Here is a 12,560-nt window from a genome sequence, read left to right as displayed (position 1 = left end):
TGTTCCCGCGATGTCCCGCAAGCGCCCCAACTTTCAGGGAATCTCAGATATCGCGGCCTTCGACCTTTTCGGTCAGGGTCTTGACCAGCTCCGGCACCTTTTCGAGATGCGGATTGACCGCAAGCGCCTTGCGGAACGCATCAAGCGCACGCTTGTCGTCGCCCAGCTCCTGCATGATCATGCCGAGCCCTGCCAGAGCACCGAAATGCCGGGGTTCGCGTATCAGCACTTGCTCGATATCCTGCAGCGACCGGGTGTAATCGTTCTGCAGGTAATACAGCGTCGCGCGCCGATTCCAGCCCTCGACGTAATCCGGGCGCAGCTTCACCACCGCGCTCAACAACTGCAGCGACAGATCGACCTGCTTGGCGTCCAGCGCCGTCTTGGCGCGGGTCATCAGCAGCGCCGTCGTGTCGCTCGTGGTCTGCGACCACAGGGCCCAGATCCGGCCTTCGACGTGTTTGGCACTGGCTTCGTCCGGCGCCGCTTTCAGCGCACCAAACAGAAAATCAAGGCCGCGCGTCTTGTCGGCATTGACCTTCGGCAGTTTGGCGGGTGGCTCGGGAATCTTCTTCGGCGCATCCGGGGTCACGACCTGCGGATCTCGCACCTGCGCATAGACGGGTGCTGCGCCCAGAAACGCGCTCAGCAGAATTCCAAAACCTGCGGCCGGGATTCTCAATGCCATGCTGCAAGTCTAGACACGAAAAAACGCGCTGCAAAGCAGCAGCGCGTCAAACACCTGTGATGTCGTGAGGCCAGCCGGCAAAATGCCGGCCGCTCAGCAACTCAACCCTGGCGAGCCTTGAAACGGCGCTGGGTCTTGTTGATCACGTAGACGCGGCCCTTGCGGCGGACCAGGCGGTTGTCGCGGTGACGACCACGCAGCGATTTCAACGAGTTACGGACTTTCATCGGTCAATCCTGATAGCTTGCGATACTGACGTCAAAGGCCGTGCGCAGCAGGCCGAAATCAGCGAAAATGAGCTTGAACCCGCTGGCGACCAAGTCGCCCGGGACCCGCGGTTTCTAAGCCATCGGGCGCCAGACTGTCAATCCGATCCGGGCATCTGACGACCATCGGATCGATATTTGCAGGTATTTTGGTGGCTTGAGGGTCCGGGAACAGCCACCGGACCCTTCAAACACGTGCGGATCACTCTTGCGGGACATTCGCGGTTTTCACCACTGCGCCCCACTTCTTGATCTCCGAATCGACGAAAGCCGTGAATTCAGCTCCCGCCAGCTTGCCCGGCTCGACACCCTGGGTGGCGAATTTCTCGCGGGTCGCGGGTGCCGCCAGGATCTCCTTCATGGCCGCGACCAGCTTCGTATAGGCCGGGCTGCCATTGGCCTGCGGCATATACATGCCGAACCAGGCGGTCGCCTCGAACCCCTTTACGCCGGCCTCATCGAGGGTGGGGGCATTGGGGAGCGAGGCCGCTCGGGTCAGGCTGGTGACCGCGAGCACACGGATGTTGCCCGCCTCGGCAGCAGGCAGAACAGTCGGCAACGTATCGAACATGATCGGAATATGGCCGCCGATCAGGTCGTTCATCGCCGGCGCGGCGCCCTTGTAAGGGATGTGTTCGATATTGATTCCAGCCATCTGCTTGAACAATTCGCCCGACAGATGATTGGCGCCGCCGACGCCGGCCGATCCGAAGGACAGCTTGCCGGGCTGCTTCTTCGCCAACTCGATCAACTCGGCGACCGACTTCGCCGGAAAGTCCCTGGTCACAACAAGCGCATTTGGCGCCGTCGCGATCAGGGCGATCGGCGAGAAGTCCTTCTGTGTCTCGTAAGGCAGACTCTTGCGTAGACTCGGATTGATCACGTGGTGCGTGGCCGTGACCAACAACACGCTGCCATCGGCGGGCGACTTCACGACAACTTCCGAACCGATCGTGCCCGATGCACCGGGCCGGTTCTCGACGATGGTGGCGACGCCGAGCTTCTCGCCTAGATATTGCGCGACGAACCGCGCGAGGATGTCCGTCGTGCCACCTGCCGGGAACGGCACGATGATCTTGATCTGACTGACTGGAAAATTCTGCGCCAGCGCGCCTGACAACATGACAAAAGTCATCGCCAGACACGACAGGGCGAGCCTCGTGAGCTTCTTCATTTCGATCCCTTGCCTGTTTTTATCCGGCGTGCGGACTATGCCGCACGCCGTTGCATTGAGCCACTAGGCTGTCAGCGGAAATTCAACCATCGCCTCGCCAACAGCGACCTTCTCGTCGTTCTGGTTCTTCACCAGCACGTCGATCAGCACCCAGCGCGATTTCTCGGTGGTCTGCTTGGCCTTGATGATGCCAACCGGCTGGATCGTGTCGCCGGGCTTCACCGGCTTGACCCATCGCGTTTCGAGACGGCGATGGATTGCACCTGCGGGATAGGCCCAGTCGGTCAGCATGCGGGTGATCAGCCCGAAATTATTCATGCCATGCATGATGATGCCGCCGAAATTGGTCTTGCCGAACGAGTTCTTCATATAGTTGTCGTCGAGATGCAGCGGATTGTAGTCGAGTGATCCGTCGCAGAAGAGCCGGATCGACTCGCGCGACACTGCGAAGCTCGGACCGTCGATGGTGTCGCCGGTGGAGAGTTTGTCAAAGCTGGTTGTCATGGTTGATCTCCTTGCCACGCTCACATCGGGCGGATGGTCTGGCCGCGGCCAGAACAGATGACGTCGCCACGCTGGTTGAAGAACACGTTGTCGTGGACCACGAACAGCCGCTCGCGCTTGATGAACTTGTCGAGCGCGCGGGCCTGCAGGGTGATGGTATCTCCGGGCCGTGCCGGGACGTTGTAGCTCCAGGACTGGCCAGCGTTGACGGTCCCAGGTGTGCGCATCCAGTCGTCGGCCGGCGTGCAGGAGAACATCAGCAGAATGTGGATCGATGGCGGCGCGATCAGACCGCCATAGGGCGACGCCTTCGCGTAAGCCTCGTCGAAATACAATGGGTGGTTCTCGCCAACCGAGCGGCAATAAAGCTGGATCGCCTCCCTCGTCAGGACATAAGGCAGCGTCTTGCGTGGCTCACCCGGGACGATCTCGTCCCAGACCTTGCGCAGGTTCGCGTCCTTCCAGAAATCGGTTTCAAAAACTTCCGCTTGCGCCATAGCGCCTTCTCCACTAACGTTCACCAGGCGAACTTTATGGCCGCCTTACGAACAACTATAGGCGCGGTTTCCCGAGACTGACAAGTCCGAACTGGCAGGATGGTGCATGGCTAAAGACAGTGACGGTTTCGTTCGGGCGATCGCCCGTGGTTTTGCGGCCGTCGAAGCGCTGGGTCGCCCACCAGGTCGGCACACGCTCTCGGAAGTCGCCGCGATCGCGGGCCTCAGCCGCGCGACGGCGCGCCGGATGCTGGCGACGCTGATCGTGATGAAATATTGCGAAGCCGATGGCCGCTATTTCAGCCTACGCCCGCGGGCGCTGGGGCTTGGCCTTTCCTACCTCAATGCACTGCCTTACTGGGGCTATGCGCAACGCGCTTTGGAAGACCTGCGCAACGAAATCGGCGAATCCTGCTCGCTGGCCGTGCTGGACGAGACCGAGATCGTCTATGCGCTGCGATTGCCGGCGCAGCGCATTCTCTCGGCCAATCTCGCCGTCGGAAGCCGCCTGCCCGCCCACGTGGTGTCGCTCGGCCGGGTCCTGCTCGCAGCCCTGCCGCCGGACCAGCGCGCGCACTATCTCGCCACCACCGAATTCAAACATATCACCCCACGCACCATCACCGATCCCGTGCTGCTGGAACGCGAGCTCGAACGCGTCGAGGCCAAAGGCTATGGCTGGGTCGATGGTGAACTCGATCCAGCCATCTGCGGCATCGCCGTCCCCGTCCGCGACCACGGCGGCCGGGTCGTCGCGGCGATCAGCGTGAATGCCATTTCGGGCACAATGGACGAGGCGACGGCAAAGGAGAAATACCTGATCCCGCTCCGCCGCACCGCGCAGGATATCCGGACACAGTCCTTCTCCACCGGCTAGGTCGGCAGCGTTCCGCGCCTTTCATTCAGCAGGCCGGTTTGCTAGAGCAACCGCCAACGATAATGATGAAAGTGCGGGAGACGCGGGACATGAAATTGCTCAATCCGGACGACCTTGTCGCCATCGACATCCACACACATGCGGAAGAGCCATGCGGCTGCCACGCCGACGACGGCTATGATGATTTCCAGGCCCGCATGGCCGAGTATTTCAAGTCGCCGCATAAGCATCCGCCGACAGTGCAGGAAACAGCCGCCTATTACCGCGACAAGAAGATTGCCGCGGTGATCTTCCCGGTCGACGCCGAGCGCGAGACCGGCTTCCGCCGCTACAACAACTACGAGATGCTGGAGATCGCCAAAGAAAACGCCGACGTGCTGATCCCGTTCGCGTCGATCGATCCGCACAAGGGCAAGCTTGGCGTGCGCGAGGCACGCAAGCTGATCTCCGAATACGGTGTCAAGGGTTTCAAGTTCCACCCGACCATGCAGGGCTTTTACGCCAACGACCGCATGGCCTATCCGCTCTATGAGGCGATCCAGGAAGGCGGCGCTATCGCGCTGTTCCACACCGGCCAGACAGGCGTCGGCTCCGGCATGCCAGGCGGCATGGGGATGCGGCTGAAATATTCCAACCCGATGTATATGGACGACGTTGCGGTCGACTTTCCCGACATGAAGATCATTCTGGCGCATCCCTCCTTCCCCTGGCAGGAAGAGGCGCTGTCGGTCGCGACCCACAAGCCCAACGTGTATATCGACCTGTCCGGCTGGTCGCCGAAATACTTCCCGCCGATCCTGGTGCGCTACATCAATTCGATCCTGCAGGATAAGATGCTGTTCGGCTCCGACTGGCCGGTGATCATGCCGGATCGCTGGATGGCCGATTTCGCCAAGCTCGACATTCGCGACGAGGTGCGTCCGAAGGTCCTGAAGAACAACGCACGGAAACTCCTGGGCATATGACGAACAACGATCTGCCGCGCAAACTTGCGGATGCCCGGCAGATCGCTGCCATTGCCACCGGCTTCTCGCTGCCGTTCTCAACCAGCGGTCAGGCTATCGCGGTGTCGATCTTTGCAGTGCTCGCGCTGCTGACACTCGACCGCGATCGTTTCATCGCCACGTTGCGGAGGCCGGCGGCCTATCTGCCGGTCGCGCTGTTCGCGCTGATCCTGGTCGGCGTACTCTGGTCGATGCAGCCGCTCAGCGGCGCGATCAGATGGGTTGGTCCCTACGCCAAGCTGCTGTTGATTCCATTGGTGATGGCAACGGCATTTACGCCGAAACAAGCGTTACAAATCGCTTATGGCTTTCTTGCCGCCTGTATTTGTCTTCTCGCCCTGTCATGGGCTGCGTTCCTGTGGCCCACGGGACCGTGGGGCTGGTTCAAGGCGCCCGGCGTGCCCTTCAAGGACAACGCGGTTCAATCCGGCTGCTTCGCACTTTGTGCCTTCGCTCTGGCGATCGGCGCGATGCGCATCTGGGTCCAGGACACCCGCCGCGCCATCGCGATGATCGTGCTCGCGCTTCTGTTCTTTGCCGACATTTTCCTGATCTATGTGTCGAAGACGGGCGCAATCATGGCCGCCGCATTACTCGGTTTATTCGTCATCCACGCCGGCGGCTGGCGACGCTCCGCCATGGTCGCGGTCGCAGCCATGATCGTGATCGGCATCGCATTGCTGACCTCGCCACAAGCCCAGCGCCGGATCGCAGAGATCAACTCGGACATCAACGCCAATAGCGGCCAGACCGCAGGCGGCGAAACAATCTCGACTGCATCGCGGCTGGATTTCTGGAGCAAGGCAGTCGGCTTCGTGAAGGCCTCGCCCATCGCCGGTCACGGCACGGGGAGCATCAAGCCGCTGTATCAGAGCATGGAGGCGACGAAGCCGTCGCCCTATGGCCAGGCCACGCCCGATCCGCACAATCAAACGCTTCATACCATGCTGCAGGTCGGCCTGATCGGCGGGCTGCTGCTGTGGGCCATGTGGATCGCGCATGCACGGCTTTTTCTCGCGCGCGATTATGCAAGCATCCTCGGCCAGGCGGTCGTGTTGCAGAACGTGATTGGCTCTTTATTCAACAGCCACATCTCGGCGGTGACGCAGGGGATGCTGTACTGTCTGGCAGTGGGATTGCTCGGCGCGTTGGTGCGCAATGCTCCATCCGGAATGACCGACCGGAAGCCGCCAACTACTTCAGCTTCAGCCACCGCTTCAAATAACGCCGCCTGAACTTCTGCACGGCAAACTGTATGCGCAACTGCAATTGCGCATGCCCCTTGCGATCGAGTGAGCTCTTGAACACGCCGTTGAGCGAGCCTTGTTCGGCCAGCGGCGGTTCCGGCCACAGGAACGGGATGCCCATGGCGGGATCGCCGGTGTTAAAGGCGATGTCGATAGGCTCATGCATCGGATGCCGCGCGATCCAGTCAAGTCGTGCCGAAGCCTCGGGCGCGCCCAGCACATAGGCTTCCATATTGCGCACGCGATTGCCGGGATAGACGATCTGCCCCGGGCGCAACTCCGACGCCGGGGTGTAAAAATTGGTCGCGGCGCCAAGATGCAGAATGCGCGGCCGCGGCCACTTTTCGGCTTCATCGAGCACGCGCTTCAACTGGTCGCAGAAATCCGGCACCAGCAATGCGTCATCCTCGAAGATCAGCGCCAGATCCTGGCCGCGCTCGCGGATGCGCTGCATGGCGACCACATGTTTCAGCGCGCAGGATTTTTGCCGCAGCGTGAGGTCGGCGCCTTCGGCGAAATAAGCCCGATCGACATCGGAGGTGATCTCGTCGGCATCGAAATCCAGCACCCACTCGAACTTGATGCCCGCACGGTCGAGCTCGCGCTGGATATGCTCCGTGCGCTCGGGCAACGACTTGGCATGGATCACATAGGCCGGCAGCATCGAGAGGTAGGCTCCAGAACATCGCCCGGCACGGTCAGCCAGACAAGAGCCCGTATAAGGTCAAAACCGGCGTGAGGGAATGGCGCGGCAGCGCCGTCCCAGTTCCCCAATGCACGGATCTGACTTCACTTTGTCGGCGACATGTGAGAGGGCGTGGCGGTATGTCACCGAGACCGCATCATGAGCCTTGAGTCCGTCCGCGCCTTTCTCACCGCCAACGCCCCCGAATTATCCGTCACGGTCACCGACAAAAGCTCGGCCACGGTCCTTCTCGCCGCCGAGGCATTGGGCGTCGAACCCGGCCAAATCGCCAAGACGCTGTCGGTGCGGGTCGGCGACCGGGTGGTGCTGGTGGTGACCAAGGGTACAGCGCGGCTCGACAATAAGAAGGCACGCGATGCACTTGGCGGCAAGCCCCGCATGCTGGGGGCCGACGAGGTCGTTGCCCTCACCGGCCATCCGGTCGGCGGCGTCTGCCCGTTCGGCCTGGCAACGCCATTACAAGTCTACTGCGACGTGTCGCTGAAGGAATTCGCCGAGGTGTGGCCGGCGGCGGGCTCGGTCAACAGTTCGGTGCGGATGTCCCCGGCACGGATGGCCGAACTGACCGGGGCCAGCTGGGTCGATGTTTGCCAGGAGCCGGCGGCAGTGCAGGAGCAAGCTCCCGCGATGGGTTGAGGCAGCGAGAATAATTCACTGCCGTTCATTGCCGGCAGAGAACAAGCCAACCGCCGTCCGGCACGAGAGCAGCGCGGGTATTGCTATTTTTGCCGGGGGATCGACTTCCCCCGCGCAAGGCACGATTTTCCGGGTGTCGTCCCTGAGGACGCTCGGCTGCGCAGCAATATGTGCGGCCAAACCGGACAAGACCATGCGCTTCAAAGCCTCGTCTCATCGCCCGCAGTCGTCGAAGACCTGGAAGCAGGTCGTGGCGTCGATCGTGGCCGCAGCTGCAGCCGGACTACAGTCCGCTGGCGCCTGAACGCGCTCTGTAGACGTCCGCTGGCGCGCAAACGCCGCTGGCGCCAAGTTCCCGCGTTATCAAAATCTTGAGGGTATATAGCTAGGGTTGCATCCGGCCGTGTGTAAATCGGCGGGGGGACCTCGAGATGCGGCTCGTGCCGATCACCGACGCCGACAGAAGCTGGGCTTCACTGAAGTCGCAGTGGCGGAAGGCTGCCGAGGCAGCCGAGGAAGACTTCTCCACTTACACCCAGGGTATTTTCGCGGCGCTGGACCCTGTCATGCAGGGCGGCAAGGGTGGGTTGTACGGTCTCTACGACGGCACCGTTCCGCAGGCCTTCTGTCAGGTCAGCAAACTTCTGATGCCCAAATTCGAAGGTCCCGTGCTGCGTTGCCGTTTCATGACCGTGTCGCCGACCTACGACTTCGGGAGTGCCGGTCTCGATAAATACGGACAACTGCTGATCGAGCTGTTTTCCGGCATGATCTGGCTGTCGCGCAACGCCCTTTCCGCCAGCCATATCCAGTTTCACCTCCGCAGCCCCGCCGACGCGCAGTTCCTCGCCCCATTGCAGGCACCGGTGCCCGACTCGCCGTTCCAGCGCTTCACCATTAACGGCGCCTGGGTCGAATGCGATCTCAAGCTGCCCGAACTCGAAACAATGTAAGAGCGTGCAGCGCAATGACGCGTGCCGCAAGCTTGCGCAGCGACATCGGCGATGATAGCCCGGTTGTACGATGACCGGACAAGCTAAGCCACGCACCAAGCGCAAGACAACCAATGGGGCCGCAGGCACGCCTTTGCTGCGACCGCTCAATCCCGTGCGCCGCCGTACTGAGGAAGTCGTCGAGCGCATCGCTGCCCAGATCATCGAAGGCCGCTTGCCCGCAGGCGCGCGCCTGCCGACCGAGCAGGCCATGATGGCGGCCATGGGCGTCAGCCGCACGGTCGTTCGCGAGGCGATTGCCGCACTCCGCGCCCGGGGCCTTGTAACCACTCGGCAGGGCGCCGGTGCCTTCGTCAACAGTGAGCCCGATCAGCAACCTTATGCCATCGACCCCGACGGCCTGGGCTCGCTTGGCAGCGTGATCGAAATTCTTGAACTGCGCACGGCCGTCGAGATGGAGGCCGCGGCTATAGCCAGCGAGCGCGCCACCGCTGCCCAGATCCGAGCCATTGCCAAGGCCGCAGCTACCTTCAGCCGCGCCATCGCCAATGGCGACCGTGCGGTGAAGGAGGATTTCGACTTCCACTTCGCCATTGCCGTCGCGACGCAGAATGCGCGCTTCGTCGGCTTTCTGGAATTCCTCGGCGGTCTCATCATCCCGCGACAGAGCATCCGCACCTTCGATGGCAAGGCCGAATTGCAGAAGCGCTATCTCGAGAGCATCGAGAAGGAGCATCAAGTCATCGTCAATGCGATCAGCGCCCGTTCGCCGCGCAAGGCTCGCGATGCGATGCGCCGGCATTTGCTGAACGGCAAGGAACGCTACAAGCAGTTGTCAGTCGATCCGGTCCAGTAGCTCACCTGAAGCCGAATGCGTGCGGCAGCGCCATCGAGAACCACGGTACGTAAGTCACCAGCATCAACACGGCGAACATCACCCAGTAAAACGGCCAGATGCCACGCATCACCTCGTCCACCGAGACCTTGCCGATGGCGCAGCCCACGAACAGCGTGGTACCGACCGGCGGCGTCAGTAGGCCGATGCCGAGATTGAGAAGCATCACGATGCCGAAATGCACGGGGTCGATCCCGAAACTCTTCACCACCGGCAGCAGGATCGGCGTGCAGATCAGCAGCAGCGGCGCGAGATCGAGCGCCGTGCCGAGGATCAGCAGCATGATATTGAGCCACATCAGCAGCACGTATTTATTCGACGAGATGGCGACGAAGAACTCCGTCATATGCGCCGGCATCTGCATCATGGCGGCGACATAGCCGAAGCATGACGCGGTCGCGACCAGCGTCAACACCATCGCCACCGTCTGGAGCGTCCGGTAGGTCAGCATCGGCAGCTCGGACCATTTGTAGTCGCGATAGATAAACATCGTGACGAAGAAGGCCCAGACGCACGCCACAGCGCCAGCCTCGATCGGCGTGAACACGCCTGTGAGAATGCCACCGAGCACAATTACCAGCGTGACGATTCCCCAGGTGGCATCCCCCAGCATCTTCAGCGCCTGCTTCACTGGCACCGGCTCGCCCTTCGGATGACCATCGCGATAGGCAAAGTAGAGACACAACAACATGATCGCGAAGCCAAGCAATAGCCCGGGCACGATACCTGCCAGGAACAGGCTGGTGATCGAGACCACGCCGCCGGTCGCCAGCGAATAGATCACCGCATTGTGGCTCGGCGGCACCAGGATCGCCTGGACCGAGGCGGAGATGGTCACATTGGTGGCGAACACCCGTGGATACCCCTTCGCCGCCATCTGCGGGATCATCACCGAGCCAATCGCCGACGTATCCGCGACCGACGAGCCGGAGATCCCGGACATGATGGTCGTAGCCAGAATATTGACCTGGGAGAGGCCGCCGCGGATGCGCGTGAAGCCGACCACGACGGCTGCAAAATCAACCAGCCTTCGGGCCATGCCGCCTTCTGCCATGATGGCGCCGGCCAGCACGAAGAACGGCACGGTCAGCATCGACACCTTGCCGACGCCGCTGGAGAGTTGCTGCATCACAGCTGCAACGGGCAGATCGATCCACAGTGCGCCGACCAGCGCGGAAAGCGCCAGGGCAAAGGCGATCGGCATGCCGACGGCGAAGAACAGACACATGCTGAGCAGAAGAACGGCGATGTCCATGTCGGATTTTCTTTATTCTGGCTGGAGCTGATCGGCGAAGCTAGTCGAGAGGTATGTGTGCGTCGCTGCCATCCTGTGGCGGCGGACCGATGGTCAGGCGTTCGACGACAAAGAGAAACATCATCGCGCCGGAAACGGGGATCGGCATGTAGGTGATCCCGACAGACAACCAGGGAAATTCATCCACCGAATTGCCCCAAGTGGTCATCACCAGCTTCATGCCCCAGATCACCATGAACAGTGCCACCGCAGCCATCAGCAACTCGCTGATGAAAGCAGCCACGACACGCGCGTGAGGCGGCAGCAGGTTGGTACCTACCGTCATGTTCATGTGGATGCGCTGGCGATAGCAGTTGGCGGCGCCAATGAAAGTCACCGCTATCGTCAGCAACACCGCCAGCGGCTCCGGCCACGACGCCGCGCTGTTCAAAATGTAGCGGGTGTAAACAGCCCAAGGAATAATCGCGGAGATCAGCACAAGCGCCAGGCAAGAAAACACGGCGCCGGACCAGTATAGTGCGTTCATGGCGCGGCGGAACGCGTAAGCCGCACCATGGCTGGCCGTATCGGCGTGATGACTGGATGCAGCCGGCAGTTTGGAAATAACGTCAGACATGAAGACCTCAGGTAACGCGACGGAAGCGCAGGCCTATCCTGTCGTCCCCGCGAAGGCGGGGACGACACATTGAGAACATGCCGCTAGCTCACCGCAGCAATGCGCTTGGTCATCTCGGCGTATTTCGCGCCGTATTTGTCCCACACCGGCTTCACGGCATCGCGGAACGGCTGCTTGTCGATGGACGTGACGATGTCGGTGCCGACTTCCTTCATCTTGTCCAGTGCGGTCTTCTCCGCCTCGTACCAGAGCACGCGCTGTTCGAGCTGCGCTTCGCGGCCGAATTTCTTCAGCAGCGCCTGATCGTCCGGCGTGAGCTTCGCCCATGACGCCTTCGAGAACACCAGCAATTCCGGAATGATCAGATGCTCTGTCATCGAGAAATACTTGGCGACCTGGAAGTGGTTCTGCGCCACGAAGGATGGCAGGTTGTTCTCGGCCCCATCGACGACGCCGGTCTGCATGGCGCTAAACACCTGATCGAAGCCCATGGCGACACCATTGCCGCCGAGCGCATTCATGGTGTCGATAAACAACGGATTGCCGATCATCCGGATCTTGAGACCCTTGAGATCAGCGAGCGTCTTGATCGGGCGCTTGCTGTTATAGATGTTGCGCGAGCCGGCATTCATCCAGCCAAGCGCGACCAGGCCGGTTTTTTCATTGGCCGTGATCTTGTTCAGCAGCTCGGTGCCAATCTCGCCATCGAGGACCGCTTCCATGTGCTTGGAATCGCGAAACACGAACGGCATGTTGAAGACGTTGACGTCATCGACCACCGGGCCGACGGCGCCGACGGAAATGCGCGCGATCTGCAGAGCGCCGACCTGGGCCTGCTCGATGGCTTCCTTCTCGCCGCCGAGCTGCATGGACGGAAACATCTGGATGGTGAGCCGGCCGCTTGTGGCGGCATCCAGCTTCTTGCCCATGCGCACCACGGATTCGACCGTGGGGTAGCCGAGCGGGTGGACGTCAGAGGCCTTGAGGACCATCTTGGTCTGCGCCTGCGCAGGCGTAAACCGCCCGAGACCGGTAGCGCCAACCGCGAGCGCGGCCAGTCCGCCTTTGACGACATCTCTTCTCTTCATGGACGAAATCCTCCCTGTGAATTTCCCGATGCGGCGCGTTGGCCATTATTCTGGTTCGCCCCTTTGCGGGGTCGATCTTGTCACAATTCTAGGAGCGTGCCGGCCCGCCGTCCATCAGCTTGTAGCGGCAGCGCACCCCAAAAGTTGTACGATG

15 protein-coding genes are annotated in these 12,560 nt (G+C 61.4%); 6 read left to right on the top strand and 9 right to left on the bottom strand.

The genetic code is table 11. The features are described 5' to 3' along the window. Window positions 1-43 precede the first annotated feature (43 nt). The 5 genes from HP556_RS16790 to HP556_RS16770 all read right to left on the bottom strand — a co-directional run bounded on the left by HP556_RS16790 (window position 44) and on the right by HP556_RS16770 (window position 3,129). The gene (locus HP556_RS16790) at window positions 44-688 is read right to left on the bottom strand and encodes a tetratricopeptide repeat protein (protein WP_116663200.1); all 645 of its coding nucleotides are present in this window, start codon (window positions 686-688) and stop codon (window positions 44-46) included. Window positions 689-789: 101 nt separating this feature from the next. Then, window positions 790-915, bottom strand: a complete 126-nt coding sequence (ykgO, locus tag HP556_RS16785) for a type B 50S ribosomal protein L36 (RefSeq protein ID WP_055038661.1) — start codon at window positions 913-915, stop codon at window positions 790-792. Window positions 916-1,156: 241 nt separating this feature from the next. Next, on the bottom strand, window positions 1,157-2,128 hold the full coding sequence (locus HP556_RS16780) for a Bug family tripartite tricarboxylate transporter substrate binding protein (RefSeq protein ID WP_175367809.1): 972 nt from the start codon (window positions 2,126-2,128) through the stop codon (window positions 1,157-1,159). Window positions 2,129-2,191: 63 nt separating this feature from the next. Beyond that, window positions 2,192-2,632, bottom strand: coding sequence for a MaoC family dehydratase (locus HP556_RS16775; RefSeq protein WP_068728848.1), 441 nt, complete (start codon window positions 2,630-2,632; stop codon window positions 2,192-2,194). A 20-nt stretch (window positions 2,633-2,652) separates the two neighbouring features. Then, window positions 2,653-3,129, bottom strand: a complete 477-nt coding sequence (locus HP556_RS16770) for a MaoC family dehydratase (protein ID WP_089265867.1) — start codon at window positions 3,127-3,129, stop codon at window positions 2,653-2,655. Window positions 3,130-3,235: 106 nt separating this feature from the next. Here HP556_RS16770 and HP556_RS16765 point away from each other — a divergent pair, with 106 nt between their 5' ends. From HP556_RS16765 to HP556_RS16755, 3 genes are all read left to right on the top strand, one after another. Then, window positions 3,236-4,006: an IclR family transcriptional regulator domain-containing protein gene (locus HP556_RS16765; RefSeq protein ID WP_089265866.1), complete on the top strand. Its 771-nt coding sequence runs from the start codon at window positions 3,236-3,238 to the stop codon at window positions 4,004-4,006. Window positions 4,007-4,095: 89 nt separating this feature from the next. Then, window positions 4,096-4,971 carry an amidohydrolase family protein gene (locus HP556_RS16760; RefSeq protein WP_089265865.1) on the top strand — a complete coding sequence of 292 codons (876 nt, stop codon included), beginning with the start codon at window positions 4,096-4,098 and terminating at the stop codon, window positions 4,969-4,971. Further along, window positions 4,968-6,245 carry an O-antigen ligase family protein gene (locus tag HP556_RS16755; protein WP_175367808.1) on the top strand — a complete coding sequence of 426 codons (1,278 nt, stop codon included), beginning with the start codon at window positions 4,968-4,970 and terminating at the stop codon, window positions 6,243-6,245. The genes HP556_RS16760 and HP556_RS16755 overlap by 4 nt, the downstream gene beginning before the upstream one ends. Here HP556_RS16755 and HP556_RS16750 read toward each other — a convergent pair. Next, on the bottom strand, window positions 6,205-6,921 hold the full coding sequence (locus HP556_RS16750; protein ID WP_089265863.1) for a glycosyltransferase family 25 protein: 717 nt from the start codon (window positions 6,919-6,921) through the stop codon (window positions 6,205-6,207). The genes HP556_RS16755 and HP556_RS16750 overlap by 41 nt on opposite strands. 180 nt (window positions 6,922-7,101) lie before the next feature. Between HP556_RS16750 and HP556_RS16745 the strand changes: the two genes are divergently transcribed. The 3 genes from HP556_RS16745 to HP556_RS16735 all read left to right on the top strand — a co-directional run bounded on the left by HP556_RS16745 (window position 7,102) and on the right by HP556_RS16735 (window position 9,408). Beyond that, entirely contained in the window at window positions 7,102-7,599 is a 498-nt protein-coding gene (locus HP556_RS16745) for a YbaK/EbsC family protein (protein ID WP_175367807.1), read from the top strand. Between the two features lie 431 nt (window positions 7,600-8,030). Next, window positions 8,031-8,552 (top strand): hypothetical protein, encoded by a 522-nt coding sequence (locus tag HP556_RS16740; RefSeq protein ID WP_175367806.1) that lies wholly within the window; start codon window positions 8,031-8,033, stop codon window positions 8,550-8,552. A gap of 70 nt (window positions 8,553-8,622) precedes the next feature. Continuing rightward, window positions 8,623-9,408, top strand: a complete 786-nt coding sequence (locus HP556_RS16735) for a FadR/GntR family transcriptional regulator (RefSeq protein WP_175367805.1) — start codon at window positions 8,623-8,625, stop codon at window positions 9,406-9,408. Window position 9,409: 1 nt separating this feature from the next. Here HP556_RS16735 and HP556_RS16730 read toward each other — a convergent pair whose 3' ends face one another. The 3 genes from HP556_RS16730 to HP556_RS16720 all read right to left on the bottom strand — a co-directional run bounded on the left by HP556_RS16730 (window position 9,410) and on the right by HP556_RS16720 (window position 12,406). Continuing rightward, a complete protein-coding gene (locus HP556_RS16730; RefSeq protein ID WP_175367804.1) occupies window positions 9,410-10,702 on the bottom strand; it encodes a TRAP transporter large permease in 1,293 nt (430 codons plus the stop codon). Window positions 10,703-10,742: 40 nt separating this feature from the next. Beyond that, entirely contained in the window at window positions 10,743-11,318 is a 576-nt protein-coding gene (locus HP556_RS16725; protein ID WP_175367803.1) for a TRAP transporter small permease, read from the bottom strand. A gap of 83 nt (window positions 11,319-11,401) precedes the next feature. Then, the gene (locus tag HP556_RS16720; RefSeq protein WP_093757160.1) at window positions 11,402-12,406 is read right to left on the bottom strand and encodes a TRAP transporter substrate-binding protein; all 1,005 of its coding nucleotides are present in this window, start codon (window positions 12,404-12,406) and stop codon (window positions 11,402-11,404) included. Window positions 12,407-12,560: the final 154 nt, after the last annotated feature.

The organism is Tardiphaga robiniae, from assembly GCF_013359755.1.
GTDB classification, from domain to species: Bacteria; Pseudomonadota; Alphaproteobacteria; order Rhizobiales; family Xanthobacteraceae; genus Tardiphaga; species Tardiphaga robiniae.
This window is presented reverse-complemented; position numbering and strand designations above follow the sequence as displayed.

What these genes read in the sequence shown, in the direction of transcription:
- HP556_RS16790 (WP_116663200.1), bottom strand. Translation starts at nt 688, where the DNA reads ATGGCATTGAGAATCCCGGCCGCAGGTTTTGGAATTCTGCTGAGCGCG.
- ykgO (WP_055038661.1), bottom strand. Translation starts at nt 915, where the DNA reads ATGAAAGTCCGTAACTCGTTGAAATCGCTGCGTGGTCGTCACCGCGAC.
- HP556_RS16780 (WP_175367809.1), bottom strand. Translation starts at nt 2,128, where the DNA reads ATGAAGAAGCTCACGAGGCTCGCCCTGTCGTGTCTGGCGATGACTTTT.
- HP556_RS16775 (WP_068728848.1), bottom strand. Translation starts at nt 2,632, where the DNA reads ATGACAACCAGCTTTGACAAACTCTCCACCGGCGACACCATCGACGGT.
- HP556_RS16770 (WP_089265867.1), bottom strand. Translation starts at nt 3,129, where the DNA reads ATGGCGCAAGCGGAAGTTTTTGAAACCGATTTCTGGAAGGACGCGAAC.
- HP556_RS16765 (WP_089265866.1), top strand. Translation starts at nt 3,236, where the DNA reads ATGGCTAAAGACAGTGACGGTTTCGTTCGGGCGATCGCCCGTGGTTTT.
- HP556_RS16760 (WP_089265865.1), top strand. Translation starts at nt 4,096, where the DNA reads ATGAAATTGCTCAATCCGGACGACCTTGTCGCCATCGACATCCACACA.
- HP556_RS16755 (WP_175367808.1), top strand. Translation starts at nt 4,968, where the DNA reads ATGACGAACAACGATCTGCCGCGCAAACTTGCGGATGCCCGGCAGATC.
- HP556_RS16750 (WP_089265863.1), bottom strand. Translation starts at nt 6,921, where the DNA reads ATGCTGCCGGCCTATGTGATCCATGCCAAGTCGTTGCCCGAGCGCACG.
- HP556_RS16745 (WP_175367807.1), top strand. Translation starts at nt 7,102, where the DNA reads ATGAGCCTTGAGTCCGTCCGCGCCTTTCTCACCGCCAACGCCCCCGAA.
- HP556_RS16740 (WP_175367806.1), top strand. Translation starts at nt 8,031, where the DNA reads ATGCGGCTCGTGCCGATCACCGACGCCGACAGAAGCTGGGCTTCACTG.
- HP556_RS16735 (WP_175367805.1), top strand. Translation starts at nt 8,623, where the DNA reads ATGACCGGACAAGCTAAGCCACGCACCAAGCGCAAGACAACCAATGGG.
- HP556_RS16730 (WP_175367804.1), bottom strand. Translation starts at nt 10,702, where the DNA reads ATGGACATCGCCGTTCTTCTGCTCAGCATGTGTCTGTTCTTCGCCGTC.
- HP556_RS16725 (WP_175367803.1), bottom strand. Translation starts at nt 11,318, where the DNA reads ATGTCTGACGTTATTTCCAAACTGCCGGCTGCATCCAGTCATCACGCC.
- HP556_RS16720 (WP_093757160.1), bottom strand. Translation starts at nt 12,406, where the DNA reads ATGAAGAGAAGAGATGTCGTCAAAGGCGGACTGGCCGCGCTCGCGGTT.